Source organism: Flavobacterium sp. FlaQc-30, assembly GCF_044005885.1.
Taxonomy (GTDB): domain Bacteria; phylum Bacteroidota; class Bacteroidia; order Flavobacteriales; family Flavobacteriaceae; genus Flavobacterium.
On sequence record NZ_JBIPCO010000008.1, the window covers coordinates 313,274 to 333,616 of the forward strand.

A 20,343-nucleotide genomic window follows, 5' to 3' on the forward strand; every position below is an offset into this window, starting at 1 on the left:
GGCCCCACCTTTTTTAAGTCATTAAGTACTTAACAGAATTTAAAATTCTTTATAAGCCAAACCAATTGAAGCCTTTTGATAAAGTGTTGATTCACTTTATATTTTCCAAACCGGATAGTACACTCCTAAAATTTTATCATTTCCCTTTGGTCTAGTCTATAAGATTCCAATAAAACTATTGGAACTGATTTGACTAATCAGACATTTATTCTATTGATTTTGTTGAAGAGCGTCAGTTCTTATGACTAATTCGTCATGCCTTAATGTTAAATTTAAAAATTTGAAAGATGAGGAAAAAACTACTTTTTTACATATTTCTATTTGGATATTGCGGCAGTTATGCACAGCAGGATGCGCAGTTTACGCAATATATGTACAACACAATAAACATAAATCCTGCCTATGCTGGTTCTCGCGGCGTGCTGAGTATTTTTGCTTTACACCGCGACCAATGGGTAGGGTTAGATGGTGCACCAAAAACAAATACAATTTCTGTAAATACTCCGATAAACAATAGCAATATTGGACTCGGTGCTTCTTTAGTCAATGACAAAATTGGGCCTACAAATGAGAATGAATTTTCGGTAGATTTGTCCTATACTATTCCCACATCAGAAACCTGGAAACTTTCTTTCGGAATAAAAGGTTCGGTAGACGTCTTTAATCTTGATGCAAGTAAACTAAATCCTGAAAATCAAGGTGATCCTCAATTTCAAAACTTAGACAGCGATGTATCTCCAAATGTAGGAGCTGGAATTTATTGGCACTCAGACCGAGCTTATATTGGATTGTCTGTCCCCAACTTTATTCAGACCAACAGATATGACGACAATGATGTAGCAATTTATAAAGACAAAATAAATTACTACTTGATAGGCGGTTACGTTTTTAATTTTTCGCAGGAAATAAAATTCAAACCAGCACTGCTGACAAAAATGGTTGAAGGAGCACCGCTTCAGGTCGATGTATCGGCTAATTTTTTATTCTTCGAAAAATTGACTTTAGGAGTTGCCTATCGTTGGGACGCCGCCGTGAGTGCTATGGCTGGATTTCAAATCACAGATGGATTATATGTTGGCTATGGATACGATCAAGAAACCACCCAATTAAGGAACTATAATTCTGGCTCGCACGAAATATTTCTGCGCTATGAATTCTTCATAAACAATGGCAAAATCACAACTCCTCGTTTCTTCTAAAAAAAAGTATCATGAAAAACTATACACTACTTTTCCTTACAGCTGTAAGTACTTTTTCTTTTGGCAGTTATGCGCAGCAAGCCAAAGTAAATTCCGGAGATAAAAAATATGATAATTATGCCTACGTCGATGCGATAAAAACATACGAAAAAGTTGCCAACAAAGGTTACAAGTCTGAGGATATGTTCAAAAAGCTTGGAAACTCCTATTATTTTAATTCCGATTTCGCAGGCGCCGCAAAATGGTACGGCGAGTTGTTTGCAATGAATACAGCTGTTGAACCAGAATACTATTACAGATATGCACAATCACTAAAATCAATCGGCGAGGCTGACAAAGCAAATAAGCTTATGGATGATTTTTATCTTAAATCAAAAAATGATAATAGAGGCAAGCTTTATAAAGACGATGTAAATTATTTGGATCTTATTAAAGCAAACTCCGGAAGATATAAAATTGAAGATGCTGGAGTAAACAGCAAATATTCAGACTACGGATCATTTGTTTACAACAACAAACTTTATTTTGCTTCAGCTAGAGATACCGGAAATTTTACACAGCGAAAACATAAATGGACTGGTGAGTATTTTACGAATATTTATAATACAGATCTTGACCCTGAAACCGGAAAATCTGCAAAAGTAAATAAGTTTAAATCTGCAATAAACACTAAATTCCATGAAGCTTCTCCGGTTTTTACGCGTGACGGAAAAACAGTTTATTTCACCAGAAATAATTACCTCAACGGAAAAAAAGGAAAAGATGAGAACAAAACCACCTTTATAAAAATCTATAAAGCCACGTTAGATAAAGATAATAAATGGTCAAATATCACCGAACTTCCTTTTAACAGCAATGCATACAGTGTGGCGCATCCTGCCTTAAGTCCCGATGAAAAAACACTTTATTTTGCTTCTGATATGCCGGGTACAGTCGGTCAATCTGATTTGTATAAAGTAAGCATTAATTCAAACGGAGGCTATGGTACGCCAGAAAATCTTGGCTATACAATCAATACAGAAGGAAAAGAAACCTTTCCCTATGTAACAAGTGAAAATGAGATTTATTTTTCGTCAGACGGTCATCCCGGTTTGGGAGGTTTGGATGTTTTTGTTGCCAATATTGATTCAAATGGTAAAATAAGCAATATCCAAAATTTAGGATCCGATGTCAATTCTCCCAAAGATGATTTTGCTTACATTATTGATCCAGCGACCCGAAAAGGATATTTTAGTTCGAATAAAGACGGCGGTCATGGTTCTGATGACATCTACAGTTTCTTAGAAACCAGAAGACTTAATTGTATTCAGGAACTTTATGGCGTCATAACTGATGTTCAAACAGGAGCAATTCTGCCTGAAACAAAAGTTACTTTGTTTGACGATCAAATGGCAGTCAAGAGTACTGTAGTTTCAGACAATTCAGGAAATTATTCATTTTCTGTAGAATGTGGTAAAACCTATAATGTGAGAGCCGAAAAAGCTGACTATGAAACTAAGGAAGTAACTGTAACCATTTCAAAAACTACCGGAAAAACCAGCTTGCCAATTGCTTTAGATAGAGGTATTTGCCGAGTAACTGTTGGCGATGATCTTGGAGTTTGCTTTGGTATAAAAATGATCTACTTTGATTTGGATAAATCTAATATCAGAACCGAAGCTGCAATTGATTTAGAAAAAATATTAGCGGTATTAAATGAGTATCCTAATATGAAACTTGATATTCGTTCGCATACAGACAGTAGAGCAACGCATCAATACAACGAAGCTTTATCTGACCGAAGAGCAAAATCAACAATTAATTGGCTGATTAAAAACGGTATAGCTCCAAACCGTTTAACTGGAAAAGGATACGGAGAGACGCAACTTGTCAATAAATGTTCAGATGGAGTTCAATGTACCGAAGAAGAACATCAGGCAAATAGACGAAGCGAATTTATTATTACTGCTTTGTAAATCTGGTTGCCTTATCTGAAAGAGAAAAATATAGCACATTAAAATTTATCGATAATGAAAAATACAGTTAAAATCTTATTAGTATTTATTACAGTGTTTTTAGTAACAAGTGTATCTGCTCAAACGAATTACAGTTTTTCAATTGCTGATATTTTAAGTTCAATGCCAAATGGAAAAAGAATGCCTGATGGAACTATTGTAAAAGCACAGCTTATAACTACGGGCAGCGCTACACATTCTACAGGAGCTGCGGGTTCAGGAACTCCAGGGCCGGATATCGGAGGATTATTCACTGGAATTACGCTTCCGGCTTATGTTGGAGACAAAACACCGACAAATTTCACCAAAATTCAAATGGCCAATACCCAGAATGCCGATAATGGACTGGGGAATAACTGTACGAACAGTATTGGTTTCAGGATTTATTTCAGCAGGCCAATTTCCAGCATCAATTTTCTTGCTTTAGATATCGATGGGGTTCATGGCACACCGAACGGAAATGCAGAGTGGGTGGCTTTTTTTGGATATAATGGCAATACATATGTACCTTATTCCATCAGCGGTCCGACGACACAACTTACAAATCAAAATATAAATACTTCTGCAGCAGGACATAGCTGGAGAACTTTAATTACGAATTCTATTGGCGCTACTGCTTCGGCTGCTTTGCCAAACGCAATGACCATAAGACGCCAGACAACAAATGGAGGCTCGGGAACGCCAGATGATTTAAATCATCAGGTGTTATTTACGCCACCTTCGTCCGCAACCAAAGTGACAGATTTTTTTCTAATGACAGGTATTTGGAGCGTTACAGGCCAGGCCAACGTTCAAGCGTCCGGTTTAAGTCCAATCGTAATAACAATTAGTTCTGATTTTGGTGATGCGCCAGACAGTTATAAAACCTTGTTGGCATCAGGCGGTCCTTCGCACGGGGTTGTTGGTACTCTTTCCTTAGGAGATTCAAATCTTGCTGAAGCGGATGGCCAGCCTTCTGCGTTGGCTAATAGTTCTATTGATGATGATGGTGTTCCGACCTTTCCGCCATTGACCAATAATGGACAATTAATCAACACTTATACAGTTGCTGCCAATTTTCACAATAATACAGGGCTTGCAGCAAATTATGTGGCATGGATTGACTGGAACAATGATGGTGTTTTTCAGCCAGGAGAAGGTACTACCGCAACAACTCCCGCGGGAACATTGGCAGGAAGCGTAAACCTTACATGGAATAATGTTACATTGACCAATACATCCGGACATGCAAAAACATATCTTAGGGTGCGAGTAACCACAGAAGCTATAACGACTGCTGATTCCGGCGGTGCTTTTATGGATGGGGAAGTTGAAGATTATGCCATTGGGCTTCCAGCTGCAACGCCTGATTTTGCCTGTTTTAATGTTGGTTCACCTTCTGGTCTGATTAATGTACTCTCCAATGACACTACAGGAGAAGTTATTGTCCCCCTTACAACAGGATTAGTGAATCCCGGCACTGCAACAAATATTGTTGTAGATGGTTTTGGCGATATAATACAAATGACTATTCCAGGAGATGGAATATGGAAAATCAATACATCTGGACAAGTAACTTTTGAACCAGAATCAAGCAGTGTAATAAGTCCAACACCAATTGCTTACAATGGAAGGGATGCAGATGGGAATATATCCAACAATGCGTTAATTACTTTAACCGCGGCAAGTGTTCCAGTAGATACTACCGTATCAACTCAGGGGTGCTTTCCAACAACACTGACAGCAACCGCCAGTGTTCCCGCTGGTCAGTCTGTTGTTTGGTATGATGCAGCTACGGGAGAAAATATAGTAGCTTCTCCAACTCTTAGTGCTGTTGGCACTATTACTTATTATGCACAAGGAAATAATGGTACATGTGTCACAGCAGTAAGGACTCCTGTAACTTTGACCATAACCGCGCCACCAAATGCCGGAAATTTATCAGGAACGCAAAATATCTGCCAAGGAACAACGACCACTTTTAGTTCAGATGGTGAGACAGGGGGGACATGGTCCAGTCTTGACCCTACAATTGCTTCTGTAGACAGCAGTGGAATAATTACGGGATTATTAGCTGGCACTACAACTATAAGCTATACAATAACAGGAACGGGAGGATGCACAAATGTATCTGCAACAAGAACCGTTACTGTTGAAGATGCGGCAGAATCGGGTACTATCTCAGGAAATCAGGATATTTGTATTAGTGGTACTTCTGCATTAACTTCGAGCGGTACTCCAGGAGGTGTTTGGGAAAGCGAGGATATAACGATTGCAACAGTTGATATAAATGGCGTGGTGACCGGTGTTGCACGTGGTACAACGAATATAAAATATACAATAATACAAACGGGAAGTTGTCCGGTTATACCTTCTGTTTATTCAGTAAATATTATTCAAGCAAATCCGGGGACTTTATCAGGAAAACAGAATTTATGTCCTGGAGATACAACCCTTTTTACTACTGATGGCGACCCGGGCGGACTTTGGAGTACAGATAATCCTGGTATTGCCACTGTAGATGCAAATGGGGTAATTACTGGTAATGGACCGGGAACTGCAACAATTACCTATACTATAACTGGCTTGAGTGGCTGTCCATCAGCTGCAACAACAAGAATGATTACTGTAGATGTCAATGCCTCTGCTGTCGCATCTGATATTACGGGTGCAGACACTGCAGTCTGTCCTGGCGGTAGTGCTACGCTAACGGTAAGTACATTGACTATTGGTATTCCTACCTTTACATGGTATGCTGATCAAACCAGTACGACAGCAATTAATACTGGTACAACGTATACTGTTTCTCCAGCATCCACTACAACGTATTACGTCAGTGTAAAAGGTAATGATGTTTGTGAGAATGAAATCAATAATAGAAAACCTATTACAGTAACAATCAATTCTTTAGGACTTGATTCCGATATAGCAAGTGCAGACGCAACAATATGTGCTGGTTCTTCTGCAGCATTAGCGGTTTTATCAACTACCGTGACCACGCCCGTTTTTAGATGGTATGCTGATCAAACAAGTGCTACAGTTCTCTACACTGGAGATACTTACACTGTTTCTCCCGCCGTAACTACAACGTATTACGTAAGTGTAACCGGGGACGGAGTCTGTGAGAATGCAGTAAATACAAGAAAAGCAGTTGTAGTGACAGTAAATTCATTGGCTACATCATCTGATATAGCCACCGATAATCAAGAAATTTGTGGAGGCTCTACTGCTTCTTTGACCGCTTCTTCACGTGTCGCTTCACCGGTCTTCAGATGGTATGCTGATCAAACTACTTCAACAGTATTGAGTACTGGAGCCACATATAATCCTTCACCCGTGTCTACTACTACGTATTATGTAAGTGTTGCTGGTACTGGAGTTTGCGAGAATGCCATCAATACAAGAAAAGCTGTAACAGTTACAGTTAACGGCTTAGCAACAGCTACAGATATAGTAGCTACAGATGTCACAGCTTGTCCAAATGATGCAGTTGTTTTGACAGCTTCATCGACTACAGTGACTACTCCAGTATTCAGATGGTATGTTGACCAGACGGCAACAACTATACTTCATAATGGAGCAACTTTCAGTCCTTCGCCAGGTTCAACTACGACTTATTATGTGAGTGTGAGTGGGGATGGAGTATGTGAGAATGCAATAAATACAAGAAAAGCGGTGACAGTCACAATCAATCCATTAGCGACGGACGCAGATATAATTGTAGCTGATCAGACTATTTGTTCGGGTGAGATTGCAGTTTTAAGCGCATCATCATCTCTTATTAATCCTGAGTTCATTTGGTATGCGGATCAGACATCTGTTACGCCACTTTCAATAGGAGAAATCTACAGTCCTACGCCTGCAACAACCACTACGTATTATGTGAGCGTGAGCGGTGATGCCGTTTGTGAAAACGCAATCAATACCAGAAAGGCGGTAGTGGTGACGGTTAATCCTTTGGGACTTGATTCCGATATTACAGCCTCCGACGCTGTGATCTGTGCGGGAGCATCCGCTACGCTGACGGCTTCATCTACTACGGTTACCACTCCGGTCTTCAGATGGTACGCCGACCAGACCAGCACAACGGTGCTCAGCACTGGAGCCACCTATAACGTTAGTCCTGCAACAACCACTACGTACTATGTGAGCGTGAGCGGGGATGCCGTGTGCGAGAATGCCGTCAATACCAGAAAAGCGGTAGTGGTGACGGTTAATCCTTTGGGGCTTGATTCCGATATAACAGCCTCCGACGCTGTGATCTGTGCGGGAGCATCCGCTACGCTGACGGCTTCATCTACTACGGTTACCACTCCGGTCTTCAGATGGTACGCCGACCAGACCAGCACAACGGTGCTCAGCACTGGAGCCACCTATAACGTTAGTCCTGCAACAACCACTACGTACTATGTGAGCGTGAGCGGGGATGCCGTGTGCGAGAATGCCGTCAATACCAGAAAAGCGGTAGTGGTGACGGTTAATCCTTTGGGGCTTGATTCCGATATAACAGCCTCCGACGCTGTGATCTGTGCGGGAGCATCCGCCACGCTGACGGCTTCATCTACTACGGTTACCACTCCGGTCTTCAGATGGTACGCCGACCAAACCAGCACAACGGTACTGAGCACTGGAGCTACCTATAACGTTAGTCCGGCAACAACCACTACGTATTATGTGAGCGTGAGCGGGGATGGTGTGTGCGAGAATGCCGTCAATACCAGAAAGGCGGTAGTGGTGACGGTTAATCCTTTGGCTTTGGCTTCTGATATTTCGGTAAGCACAGCAAATGCTTCGTTATGTACAGGAGGCAGTGCTTCAATTACAGCTACTAGTGCTATCAGTAATCCTATTTTCAAATGGTACCAAGATGTTAATTTGTCTGTTTTGCTTTATACAGGAACTACTTTTGTGACCCCAGCTATTACAGCCAATACCTCTTATTATGTTACTGTTCAAAATAATGCTATTTGCGAAAATAGTATTGGCAATGCTTTAAAAGTAGAGCTAGCAATTATTTTGTGTTCAGATATTGCTTTGACGAAAACTGTAAGCAATATGTCGCCTTTCGTTGGCGATCAGGTTGATTTTACCATAACGGTAAGTAATCTTGGGCCAAATGACGCCACAGGTGTACGTGCAAATGATGTATTGCCGTCTGGTTATACTTTTATTAGTGCAAACAACGGTGGAGTGTTATCTGGTAATACAATTACATGGCCAACTTTTAATATTTCAGTTAATAATTCTGTTTCATTGGTTTACAAGGTCCGAGTCAATACTTCGACTGGGACTGCGGATGAATACAAAAATGTAGCGCAAATAAATGCTTCGGATAATTTTGATCCGAATTCAACTCCAAACAACAACGATCCATCAGAAAATGATCAAGATAGTGTGATTTTGACTCCAATTATACCACAGCCTTCAATTTTATTATATAAAGATGCTTCTTTCTCTGCTTCTAATGATAGCAACGGAAATGGTTTTCCAGATGTCAATGAAACAATTACATACACTTTTGCGGCGCAGAATACAGGAAATATCAGATTGGAAAATGTAAAAATTAATGATCAATTTTTAGGTATAACTAATTTATCGGTAACACCTGGCACTTTGGATCCTGGACAAACGGGCAGGGCTGAGTTAATTTATACAATCAAGGAATCAGATTTTGAGAAGGGAGTGGTTTACAATAGCGCAATTGCACAGGGAAATACTCCATCTACACCGGATAATCCGGGAGGTACAGTTGTTACAGATACATCTGAAGATCCAACTGATCCTGTTAAGCCTGGTGATGAATATTATGATCCAAATTGCCCGACATGTACTGTAGTGCCGTTGCCAAATATTCCAAAAATTGCAATTATTAAAGAAATTGCTTCATTCAGCGGAAATTTCAATAATGCAAAAGTTGGGGATGTCATTAGTTATCTTTTTACTGTGAGCAATATTGGAAATACCCGTTTAAGCAATGTGAGAGTGACTGACCCTCTTCCTGGATTATCGGCACCTACTCTTGATCCTGTAGATTCGGGCAATAAAACTGGTGATCTCAATTCAAACGGATATCTGGATACAAACGAGAAGTGGCTTTATCGAGCAGACTACGTTCTCACTTCAGGTGATTTGGCAAAAGGACAGGTCGTCAATCAGGCTTTGGCAGAAGCTACCGGACCGCCTACACCTGTAAACCCTAATGGGGAAGATGTTAATGACTTGTCTGATAAATCGTCGCCTACCAACGAGGACAATGATCCAACAGTTCTTGATATAGTAGGTTGCCAAGTAGTCGTTCACAATGCAATTTCTCCAAATGGAGACAACATAAATGATACTTTTAAAATTGATGGTATTGAATGTTATCCAAAAAATACAGTTGAAATTTATAACCGATGGGGAGTAATTGTTTTTCACACCGATGGATACAATAATGAGAGCAATGCATTTGAGGGCTACTCTAATGGAAGGGCGGTGATCAATCAAAGCAAAGGACTTCCGACAGGCACATATTATTATATCGTCAGATATCAAAATTCCGAGGATAGAGAAATAACAACGGCAGGTTATCTTTATTTAAGCATGAATCAATAATAAAAAACACTTCAAACATGTTTTAAATAAATGCTGTTTGGAGTGTTTTTAGATTTAAGGCATTCTGCGGTAAAAATGAAGCTTTTTTGAAATAGCGATATATGTTCTTTAACAAATGGGGCATTGCCAAACCATTGTTTTACCATTCTTAATCAGATTGTGTCGCCAGGGCTGCCTTAGTTTTTTGTAAAAAATAGGAAGAGCCCCTAATAGCGGGGGGCCGTATTTTGCATTTCTATTAAATTTCATATTTTAAAAAAAAAAAACTGGAAAAAATAATGCTGTAAGATTTTTTTGTTATTTTTATGTAATTGTTTGATGTTAAATATGATAGCTTAAAGGCTGGAAGAGTGCTGTAGTTTTAAATGGCATTATTATAGGCATGTTTTTTTTGATGGCTGCATAACGAAAGAAGAAGATATATAACTGATAAAATTTGATATATTATGAAAAAAAGTCTCTTTGTTTTTTCATTTGTCCTGCTATTGGCGGCATGCAACCAAACACCATCAGCAAATTCCGGTGAGAAAGCCGATATTGAGGGTGCTGTTTCGGCAGAATTCAAACCTGCCAGCATCAAGGAACAGATGGTTTACCAACGCGCAATCGAAGCTTTAGTATGGGGCATGCCTGCCGTTAATTATGATCTTATGCTTCAGGCAATGCTGGGCAGCACCAAAGGGAAACAAAATGAGATCATATTTTGGTCAAAACCCGTAGACTGGCATAATCAGACGCTAACGCCAAATCCCGACGCGATTTACTTTATGTTTTTTTTCAACACAAAGGATGCAGGGCCAATAGTTATAGATGTTCCTGCGGCAAAAAATGGCTCCTTTGCCGCCAATATTGACAATATCTGGCAGATGCCCCTTGAAGATGCAGGACCTTACGGAGCCGATAAAGGCGCTGGCGGCAAATATCTGATACTGCCGCCTGACTATAAGGAAAATATTCCTAAAGGATACATTGTGCTGAAAGCCGATACCTATGAGGGTTATGGATTATTCCGATCCAACCTGCCCAGCCACAGTGATGCCGATATAGTGAATGCCGTCAATTACGGCAAACAGCTAAAACTATATCCGCTTGCTAAAGCCAATAATCCCGGCGAAACAAAATATACAGACGTGAAGGATGTGCTTTACAATTCCGTCATCCCCTACAACAGCCGGTTTTTCATCTCCCTTGACCGAATTGTGCAAAGCCAGCCTATGCTGGTGCGCGATAAGGCGATGATTGATAAACTAAAAAGCATAGGCATTGAAAAAGGGAAACCCTATAACCCTGATGCACGAACCACCGAGATTCTGAATGCGGCGGCAAAAAGTGCGCATGACTATTTGGAAGCAATGCTTGAAAAAGGCTTCCCGCCGATAAATCCTGATGCTAAATGGGCTGTTCCCGCAATGCCGGAACTCGTTAAGGCGGGATCTTCGGGATATGCGGAATCTGATATTTATCCTACAGATGCCCGTGCATTAACCTATTCAATCGGTTATGTAGGCATAAAACGCCTGGGTACAGCGCAAATATATCTTATTGCAGGAAAAGACAGGGAAGGCCGCGCGCTTGATGGAGATAAAACCTATATGCTCCACGTGCCTGCAAATGTGCCCACCAAGCAATACTGGTCGGCAACAGTCTACGACCGGACAACACATTGCCTTATCAAAAATCTGCCACGTGCAAGCAGAGCATCGAATGCGACAGAGATCCAAAAGAACACAGATGGCTCGGTCGATATTTTCTTCGGCCCAAAATCCCCTGCAGGCAAGGAATCAAATTGGATCCCAACGGACCCTAAAGGAAAATTTGAAGTATTATTCAGGCTTTACGGCCCGGAAAAGCCCTTTTTTGACAGGGTATGGAAACTTGGAGATATAGAAGAGGTTAAATAATCAATTGCTAAACTTATGGAAAAGAAACTCATCTGCGTGATTTTGATTGCAGCCTTGACGGCATGCAACCAAAATAAAAACAGTGATACGAAAGCATCAAATTCTAAAGGGATTGACAGCCTAGCGACATCCCAGACAGCACGCGAGCTGCCAACGGGTCCCGACACCAATGTAAAAATTACTCAAGAGTATGCCGCTTTGGCGGCTAAAGATGCCTATTTTTGGGCATGGCCGCTGGTAAATATGTACAACCGCCGAATGGCTTTCAAGGATGTAAAAGAGCTGGCCCTGTCCGGACCTCTGCTTATGGCTCCGCTGAATCAGTTTACCATGCTTACCGATTATGTGATACCTACGGAACGTGCCATAGCCTGCCCGAACCAGGATGTGGTTTACGGTATTGGATGCCTTGCTTTGGACCAATCGCCCGTTGTGGTGCAAGTGCCTGATTTTGGCAAACGTTTCTGGGTCTACCAGATAGTTGATCTGCGCACCGAAAGTTTCGCAAAATTGGGAAAGATGTACGACAATAAGCCGGGATTTTATTTATTGGCCGGACCGGACTGGAAAGGAGAGGTGCCTAAGGGAATAATAAAAGTTTTCCGCTCGTCAACCAATACTGGACTTGTGGGGCCCCGTGTTTTTCTGGATGACACAAAAGAAGACCGAAAAGCAATTCAGGAGGTACTCAAATCAGTGGTTATGTATCCCTTGTCTGATTATGACGGCAAAATGAAAACCATCGATTGGGCCAATATCAAAAAACTTCCCGGAGGCGAAGGAGGAAAAGAAGAAGCGGTATGGGTGAACCCCCAGACATTCTTTGACGAGCTTCCTATCGTGCTGGCAGATGCAAAGCCACTGCCGGGCGAGGAGGCGAAATACAAGCAGATACTTGCTGTAGTGGAAGCCGCAAAGAAAGACCCAAAACTGAAACAGGCGATGATCGATGCAGCCGTTGAGACAGAGCGTCAGGTAATAAAACCTTTAATGGAATTCCGCAACTGGGGGATCCAATTGCCGTTTCACTGGTCAGGGGTAACGAACGGCGCATCTTGGGGCACAGATTATTTTACGCGCACTGCGGTAGCCAAATCCAATATCCTGGTTAATGCCCCTAATGAAACACGCTACTTTTATCAGGATCTGGATTCAGAAGGTGCCCGATTAAACAGCTCGAACAAATATAAAATTACTTTTGCCAAAGGGCAGCTGCCACCTGTTAATGGATTTTGGTCGCTTACATTATATAACGAGCATCACTTTTTTGAAATCAACAAGCTCAACAGATATTCATTGGGGACAAAGAACAAGACAATGGCATATAATCCGGACGGTTCGCTGACCATTTATATTCAATCAGTTCCGACTGATGCGAAAACCCAAAACAATTGGCTTCCGGCCGTTGAAAAGGGGGATTTTTCGCTTTATCTCCGCACTTACTGGCCAAAGGAGGAAGTAGTAAATGGAAACTGGACTCCGCCGGCAGTAATAAAAGTTGAATGATGTTTTGAGATTGCAGCTTTAAAAGCAGTTTGGGTTTGATAGTACATTTATGGCTTAAACGTGCCCAGGCTCTTTTTTCTAAGTTTTTGTTTTCAAAAGCGGCATACGCCGACTATTTTGCCGCAAATTTTGAACAGTTGAAAAATCTGCTGTATGGGTCTTTTAAAGTTTTCACTTTACGGACTCCCATTTTTTTGACGCATCAGCAGATCTGCGTACAATCAAAATCACTAAATTTGAATAGAATATGACATAAAAACCAACAGATCTTTCACAATGGAAAAAGCGATACAACTACAGGTGAGAAAAGATTTGGATGCCCGCCAGCAGCACACCATACTTAAACTCAAAGGGAACCTGATTTCAAAAGGATATACCGAGATCATCCATATCCTGGACCAGGACGAGGAGTTCCATATCAATACATTTGAAACTCCTTTGGAGAAACGAAATGAAGCGCGGCAGTATATAGCGGCTTTTATCGATCAGGAAAATCTTCTGGAGACGATCAGCATCAAATAGTCAAAATGTCTGTATAAACCACAGCCCGCCGGCTATAAAGCAGGCGGGCTTTTTACTTTTATCAAAGATCCTGCGTTTTTTGGGCTGGGGCAATTAATTTTTTAGCCGGATAAAACATTATTAGGTTCCAGTTATTATATGTTTTAGGGAGCTTTTTCCCGCTATGCGCTTCAATCTTCTGCCCGGACCCCGGCGCAGAAGGATTTCCGCTTCTATCGGGGCTAGGTTTGCCTAGTTTGTCATTGGAGAATTTAAAGCAGATATTTGGGATTAAAGTTATGGGAGATGGTTGACGCAATGAGTAAATTATTTACTGCACTCGAGCAGCAGTTATATTTGAAAAAATGAGAGCGGAAAATACAAATAATGATGAATTATTAAACAGTTTTAAAGTGAGATTTCATTTTCGAAATTGAAGTAATTAGAAAGAATAATAGCAAAAATGAAATAAAGTCAGCGTTTTACTAGTATAAATAAAAAAAGGGCGCCCATTGTCTTCCATTGGCGCCATTTGGCTTTTTGTGACGGGGACAGGACAAATTACAACATCATTTTTGGATGATTTGAAGAGATTGGCTTACTATATATAACGGCTGTCTTCCATTGGCTTTATAAATTTGGTTTAGATGTCCTGTTGGGGATTGATGCAAAAAAATATAAAAACTAAATTGGTTTATGACTTGACATAAGCAAAAACGATACTTGGACGAGAAGTTCTAGTTAATGTTTGTTGATTTTTAAATACTTGTACATAAAGGTAAATGTGTTTTAAAAAAAAATATTGTAACTTTAAACTGTGTAATAATTTGAAATTGTTTATTTTTTAGTAGATTATGTAAGGTTTCGGCAATTTCAGATTTTAAGCACGCTAATATTCAGAACAGATTTTGTATCTACGAGGAATAGAATCTGCCATTTAGGGCATGCCGGCAGTAGATTTTCAATTAGTAGTTGATGCTTTTGCTAAAATCAACTGCACCTGAATCCGGCGAATCGTATTGAATTCCAACTGACCCTAAAGGGAAGTTTAAAATTTTAGCCCGCTTTTAAGGCCCGACTCCAAAGCTGTATGATCAGAGTTGGAAACTAAATGAAGTAGAAAAAATCAAATAAGCTATAGTTATTTTTTAAATTTTGAAAGATGAAAAACAAATTGATTTTAATCATTGTACTTCTTGCAATGACAGCCTGCAATCAGAATAAAAGTGATAAAAATGGAACATTCTCTTCTGCAGAAACTGATGCTGATGTTTCAGGCAAATTTTCGGATTCAGTACCGAATGGCCCCGATGTAAATGTAAAGATTACAGAATCTTATGCAAGACAGGTCGCAAGAGATGCCTATTTCTGGGCTTGGCCAATGGAAAACATTTACAACAGACGTCTTGCGTTCAAGCAGTCGCCAAAAGTAGGTCTTATGAATGGCGTACTGCCATTTGCGCCATTAAATTCTTTGGCAATGTTGCATGATTATGTTAAGCCTGAACAGCGCTGGGTTGCCTGTCCAAATCAGGATGTGGTTTACGGAGCTGCTATTGCCGCTCTTGATGAGACTCCTGTCGTGATACAGGTTCCGGATTTTGGCAAGCGTTTTTGGGTATATCAGGTGGTGGATCTTCGCACAGATGCTTTTGCCCAGCTTGGGAAGATGTATGGTACAAAACCAGGATTTTACATGCTGGCGGGGCCTAACTGGAAAGGAGAGGTGCCTAAAGGAATCACTAAAGTATTTTACAGCAAAACAGGCACAGCCTTTATTGTACCTAGAGTTTTTCAGGATGATACGCCCTCAGATAAAAATGCAGTCCAGGCCATAATTAATTCTATTGATGTCTATGCTCTGGATAAATTTGACGGAAAAATGAAACAGCAGGACTGGAGCAGGCTTCCATCCTTAGGTTCGCCGACAAAAGATGGCGGATCTGAAGAAACGAAATGGGTCTTTCCAGATACCTTTTTCGATCAGCTTCCTATTGTATTGAAAGATGCTCCTCCATTGCCCGGCGAGGAAGCTCGTTACGCACAGGTACTGGCAGTGATCGAAGCAGCAAAGAAAGATCCTGCATTGAAAAAAGCGATGATTGAGGAAGCCCATAAAGCGGACAAAGAACTGGTTGATCCATTACTGCAATTTCGCAACTGGGGAATACCTCTTCCAGGGAACTGGACCACTGCCGATAACTGTGCTGCTTTTGGAACGGATTATTTCACCCGTACAGCCATAGCAAAATCCAATATACTGGTGAATGCAGGTAAAGAAACAAAGTATTTTTATCAGGATCTCGATTCAAAAGGATCTCGACTGAATGGTTCTAAACAGTATACTCTAACATTTGCAAAAGGTAACCTTCCGCCTGTAGACGGCTTCTGGTCTCTTACACTTTATGACAAGCATCACTTTTTCTATCCCAATGCCATAAAACGCTATTCGGTTGGAACTAAAAACCGGGATTTAAAGTACAATGTCGATGGTTCCCTTACATTGTATGTGCAGCATGCGGAGCCGCAAGGGGACAAAAAAGCCAATTGGCTGCCGAGTCCTGCAGATGATTTCTGTTTATATTTCAGATGCTACGGCCCAAAGCAGTCCGTAATTAAAAATCAATGGACGCCTCCGTCTGTAGTAAAAATTTAATTTCAGTCAAAAAGAGAAAGTAAAGGAAAAAATTATTTTAAGTTGATTATATAGTAAAAATAAATAAAAAATGGCGCCAATTGTCTTCAATTGGCGCCATTTGGCGTTGTGACCTCGACAGGACAAATTACAACATCATTTTTGGATGATTTGAAGAAATCGGCTTTCTATATGTAGTATCTGTCTTCCATTGGCTTTGTAAATTTGGTTTAGATGTCCTGTTGGAGATTGATACAAAAATTATAAAAACTCAATTGTCTTATGGCAGTATACTAATATACAATTCTGCAATATTTTATGATTTACCAATTATTGCAGTCAGAAAAAGTGTCCTTGTATACTTTCTGACACTGCTACAAACTATTATTCGTGAATTATCATCTCTTGTTCTCAATTAGTCCGCCCGCATAGTGATAAAATTGATTTGTGTAAGTAGCACTTGCACAAATTATCTCGAATCATCATATTAGGTTACTTACTAAAGCATTATTTTAAAGAAAGCAAGAATGGTTTAAAGTCCTCAATTTTAGTGAGAGTAGAAAAAAATGGCGCCAATTATCTTCAATTGGCGCCATTTGGCAGTGTGACCTCTATGATATAAATTCACACAAATTTCATTCAGAATTTAAAGAAATTAGCTTATTCTAATGGCACTACAGGCCAGTGTCATAATCACTCCAGGAGGCGGTGCCTTCCGGTTCTGCCATTTTTACTTCTTCGCTGCGCATCTGGCTCATCTGCTGGTTCACTTTATCCATCTGCTCCAGTTCAGCATTGTAGGTGTCCTCATTGTCGGTCAGACCTTGGGTCTGTTTGACATACGTCTGCGGATCTGGGATATACTGCCATTCTTTGGACATATCGGGCATCTCGCCTGTGTTCCAAGGGGCCTGAACGCTTTTTTCAGGTGAAAAATTAAAATACTGTTGGGTAAAGCGTGGATCAGCCTGAAGCACTCCAGGAGGGAAATTAGGCTGGATCGAATCGAGTGCGGCTTCAAACATTTTGTAATGCGCCACCTCACGGGTCATCAAGAAAGACAGCGTCTCTTTGACATAAGGGTCGGTGGTGAATTTCATCAGATGCTCGTATACGAGCTTAGCGCGCGATTCAGATGCGAGATTGCTCCTCAAATCCACCGTAAGATCGCCGTTGGAGTGGATGTAAGAGGCGCACCACGGAATGCCTTGGCTGTTTTTAAGTGCTGGACCGCCTCCGGCAATGATCGGAAATTGCGGATTTGCAGTAAGCGCAGCATGGATGATGGTTTCCTTTGCGGCCTTCCCGTCAAGCACCTGCATGATTTCTGAAGAGTCGGCGGCATCCTTCAGCTCTCCGTTTACGCCCTTCAGGAGCATTTGGATAGTTGCCCCCACGATTTCAAGATGTGAAAATTCTTCTGTGGCGATATCCATCAGCATGTCATATTTGTCAGGATGCGGCTGCTTGGCATTAAAAGCCTGCGTAAAATACTGCATTGCGGCGGCCAATTCGCCATTCTCGCCGCCAAACTGCTCAAGCAGAATGTTGGCGAATGCCGGGTCGGGTTTCGATACCCTCGCATTGAATTGTAAGTCTTTAGAATGATGGAACATAATTTTGATTTTAGAAATTGATAATTTTATGGAATTAAAATCCAGCTGGCGCTTTACGGATAATCCATAAGAGATTGGATATTATGCACAGTGCCTTGCGCTGGGGTCTTACCTCTACATGACGCCTTTGCTATTCATGGCGAAGTAGTGCTGGTCAGCTGGTATCCTGACGCTGATTTGAAGCAGGCGAAAGATACATCTCTGAGAGAAGTCGAAACTATTGGTCTGACTTCCATCCATTTTAGTTTTCAGCAAATGACGCCAAATGATGCAAGTGCTTTTTATACAATTATCGCCTTTTATTACATTTTTACATCTTCGACTTAGTGCTATTAGGAAAATATTTAATTATCGGAAATGAGTAATTCGTGCTCATTGTTATAAGCAAATTTGGACTGCCATTATGCAATGGCCTTTATCATATTTATATAATTTTTTCCCTTTTTCTTCCTTTATAATATAAAAAAACGCTGGCTGCAATCAGACTTATTCCCAGTATATGAAAGGCCAGATTCCAAAATTCTTTTTCATTGGCAGCTTCCCTGACATTATGCAGTCCGAACACTTCGTGGTTTATCACGCCTTCTATTACATTAAAAATTCCCCAGCCAGCCAAAAGACCAGCGCCAAAGACATATCTTGAACTGCTGTTTTGGGGTGTCTTTAGTACTTTCCATATCAAGAATATGCCTATTAGTACCGTGAGCATAGTGAAAAGATGGAAAATCCCGTCCCAGAACATGTTGACACTTTTTCCCAACAGGTTATCTGCTGGTATTCTATTGGAAAGCATTTCATGCCACTGCAGAATCTGATGGAATACTATACCGTCAACAAAGCCGCCGAGCCCCATTCCCAGTACCAGCGATGCGCAAAGTAGCGGCATTCCTGCAGGCTCATAGAGCATGGCGTTGTTTTTTCTTAATGCCAGCCAAGATAGAATCATTATTATCAAGGAAAGCGCAATAAGGGGCAAGGCAATTGCGAGACTATTTTCCTGCCAGCTGCTTTTAATGGCTGCCTGCAATTCTTGATTGCAGTTTACGCAACAGAAGGCGTTGGCAGGGACTAGCAGCATTATAAGTGCTGGTGATTTTTTAAAAGGTGCGGCATCTGTTCCCATAAATCATGTTTTAGAAGTTCAAACAAATCTCATGTCATTGAAGAGCATATGCTTACAAGATTCAAGTAAAACTTTTCAGAATTTAAGACAGCAATTTTTTCTGATTTGTAAACAGCATCTGGCTTACCTGTGACAAAGATAAAAGCCACAGACGAAAACACGGGCCGGGCGTAAACTGGCCCACAGCAATGGCATCTATAAGCTGCTGCCTTGTAAGTAGCCCCTGCGAAACCAATTCTGTGTCTAGAAAGGCAAAAAGCACATATACGATAACGTGCAGAGCAGCGCTTATTTTAGAAAGGTTCAAAAGAGTCACTGAGATATCTGATGACAATAAAGTCGAATTTAAGTTTGAAAATATTAATCTTCCTTTTGATGACGCCCATAATGACGGCTACCTGGCTTTTAAATAAAAACTAAATCGACCCTTGCCGAAGGAGATACATTTGGCAATGCTGCGGACATATTTTTGACAACAATAATGCAATTACAACAAATGTTCCCATTACAGAGATAAGCAAAACATTAAGGAAGCCGGATTTTCCATTTAACAGATATTTTGCCTTGTATCCAAACCCTGCAAATGAAACTTTGAATATAACTGCCGATACTGATATTCGGTTGACATCAATACAGATTTACAATGCCTTAGGCCAGCTGTTGAGAGTCATGTATAACGCAAAGAATGTTCATTCAATTGATGTTTCAGCATTGCCTTCTGGCAGTTATTTTATAAAAATTGCTTCTGATAAAGGCAATTCCAATGCAAAATTTATAAAAAAGTAATAGGGGCATATATGCCAACCCTAGGATTGATTCTGTAAATCTGCAGATTTGTTAGTGTTACTGATTAGGTGTTTTTATAATTTAACCGCTTAACTGGCTGAAAAAGAAGATTAAGTTTTAATTAGTGAATTGAACAAGAGACGGTCGGCAGGCCGTCTCTTGTTTTATGTCTTTTAAAAAAACTTAAATGCTTTGCCTTGCCTTAGTGTTTCAAATTGGGCCATGAGAATAAAATGCATTTCTGCAATGGCAAATGCATAAAAAATGGATTTCGATCTAATGGAAATCAGCGTTATGAATGTTGTGCTTTGACCCTTGATGGGCGATAGGGCTGGAACGTCTCTTTATTTAATAGGGAGACTATTAAATCTTTTTTAAGCTTTTAGTTAGTTAGTTAGTTAGTTAGTTAGTTAGTTAGTTAGTTAGTTAGTTAGTTAGTTAGTTAGTTAGTTAGTTAGTTAGTTAGTTAGTTAGTTAGTTAGTTAGTTAGTTAGTTAGTTAGTTAGTTA

At 40.5% G+C, this 20,343-nt stretch carries 10 protein-coding genes and 1 pseudogene; 8 read left to right on the top strand and 3 right to left on the bottom strand.

All coding sequences use genetic code 11. From position 1 onward, the window contains the following. Positions 1-287: 287 nt before the first annotated feature. The 7 genes from ACHRV0_RS18240 (at position 288) to ACHRV0_RS18270 (ending at position 16,330) form a co-directional block, all read left to right on the top strand. A complete protein-coding gene (locus ACHRV0_RS18240; protein WP_395441926.1) occupies positions 288-1,199 on the top strand; it encodes a type IX secretion system membrane protein PorP/SprF in 912 nt (303 codons plus the stop codon). Positions 1,200-1,210: 11 nt separating this feature from the next. Continuing rightward, a complete protein-coding gene (locus tag ACHRV0_RS18245) occupies positions 1,211-3,154 on the top strand; it encodes an OmpA family protein (RefSeq protein ID WP_395441928.1) in 1,944 nt (647 codons plus the stop codon). 54 nt (positions 3,155-3,208) lie between these two features. Next, complete coding sequence (locus ACHRV0_RS18250) at positions 3,209-9,766, top strand: gliding motility-associated C-terminal domain-containing protein (RefSeq protein ID WP_395441930.1); 6,558 nt, start codon at positions 3,209-3,211, stop codon at positions 9,764-9,766. 446 nt (positions 9,767-10,212) lie between these two features. Next, on the top strand, positions 10,213-11,667 hold the full coding sequence (locus ACHRV0_RS18255) for a DUF1254 domain-containing protein (RefSeq protein WP_395441932.1): 1,455 nt from the start codon (positions 10,213-10,215) through the stop codon (positions 11,665-11,667). A 15-nt stretch (positions 11,668-11,682) separates the two neighbouring features. Then, a complete protein-coding gene (locus ACHRV0_RS18260; RefSeq protein WP_395441934.1) occupies positions 11,683-13,173 on the top strand; it encodes a DUF1254 domain-containing protein in 1,491 nt (496 codons plus the stop codon). A gap of 276 nt (positions 13,174-13,449) precedes the next feature. Then, the gene (locus tag ACHRV0_RS18265; RefSeq protein ID WP_281632454.1) at positions 13,450-13,695 is read left to right on the top strand and encodes a hypothetical protein; all 246 of its coding nucleotides are present in this window, start codon (positions 13,450-13,452) and stop codon (positions 13,693-13,695) included. A 1,141-nt stretch (positions 13,696-14,836) separates the two neighbouring features. Continuing rightward, positions 14,837-16,330 carry a DUF1254 domain-containing protein gene (locus ACHRV0_RS18270; RefSeq protein WP_395441936.1) on the top strand — a complete coding sequence of 498 codons (1,494 nt, stop codon included), beginning with the start codon at positions 14,837-14,839 and terminating at the stop codon, positions 16,328-16,330. A gap of 653 nt (positions 16,331-16,983) precedes the next feature. Here ACHRV0_RS18270 and ACHRV0_RS18275 read toward each other — a convergent pair. The 3 genes and pseudogenes from ACHRV0_RS18275 to ACHRV0_RS18285 form a co-directional block, all read right to left on the bottom strand. Then, positions 16,984-17,925, bottom strand: coding sequence for a manganese catalase family protein (locus tag ACHRV0_RS18275; protein ID WP_091131978.1), 942 nt, complete (start codon positions 17,923-17,925; stop codon positions 16,984-16,986). 424 nt (positions 17,926-18,349) lie between these two features. Beyond that, positions 18,350-19,048, bottom strand: a complete 699-nt coding sequence (locus ACHRV0_RS18280; RefSeq protein ID WP_250347269.1) for a DUF2243 domain-containing protein — start codon at positions 19,046-19,048, stop codon at positions 18,350-18,352. 154 nt (positions 19,049-19,202) lie between these two features. Next, positions 19,203-19,343, bottom strand: a pseudogene (locus ACHRV0_RS18285) (chromate transporter); the annotation flags it as partial. A gap of 269 nt (positions 19,344-19,612) precedes the next feature. Between ACHRV0_RS18285 and ACHRV0_RS18290 the strand changes: the two are divergent. After that, complete coding sequence (locus tag ACHRV0_RS18290; protein WP_369014907.1) at positions 19,613-19,834, top strand: T9SS type A sorting domain-containing protein; 222 nt, start codon at positions 19,613-19,615, stop codon at positions 19,832-19,834. Positions 19,835-20,343: the final 509 nt, after the last annotated feature.

What these genes read in the sequence shown, in the direction of transcription:
- ACHRV0_RS18240 (WP_395441926.1), top strand. Translation starts at nt 288, where the DNA reads ATGAGGAAAAAACTACTTTTTTACATATTTCTATTTGGATATTGCGGC.
- ACHRV0_RS18245 (WP_395441928.1), top strand. Translation starts at nt 1,211, where the DNA reads ATGAAAAACTATACACTACTTTTCCTTACAGCTGTAAGTACTTTTTCT.
- ACHRV0_RS18250 (WP_395441930.1), top strand. Translation starts at nt 3,209, where the DNA reads ATGAAAAATACAGTTAAAATCTTATTAGTATTTATTACAGTGTTTTTA.
- ACHRV0_RS18255 (WP_395441932.1), top strand. Translation starts at nt 10,213, where the DNA reads ATGAAAAAAAGTCTCTTTGTTTTTTCATTTGTCCTGCTATTGGCGGCA.
- ACHRV0_RS18260 (WP_395441934.1), top strand. Translation starts at nt 11,683, where the DNA reads ATGGAAAAGAAACTCATCTGCGTGATTTTGATTGCAGCCTTGACGGCA.
- ACHRV0_RS18265 (WP_281632454.1), top strand. Translation starts at nt 13,450, where the DNA reads ATGGAAAAAGCGATACAACTACAGGTGAGAAAAGATTTGGATGCCCGC.
- ACHRV0_RS18270 (WP_395441936.1), top strand. Translation starts at nt 14,837, where the DNA reads ATGAAAAACAAATTGATTTTAATCATTGTACTTCTTGCAATGACAGCC.
- ACHRV0_RS18275 (WP_091131978.1), bottom strand. Translation starts at nt 17,925, where the DNA reads ATGTTCCATCATTCTAAAGACTTACAATTCAATGCGAGGGTATCGAAA.
- ACHRV0_RS18280 (WP_250347269.1), bottom strand. Translation starts at nt 19,048, where the DNA reads ATGGGAACAGATGCCGCACCTTTTAAAAAATCACCAGCACTTATAATG.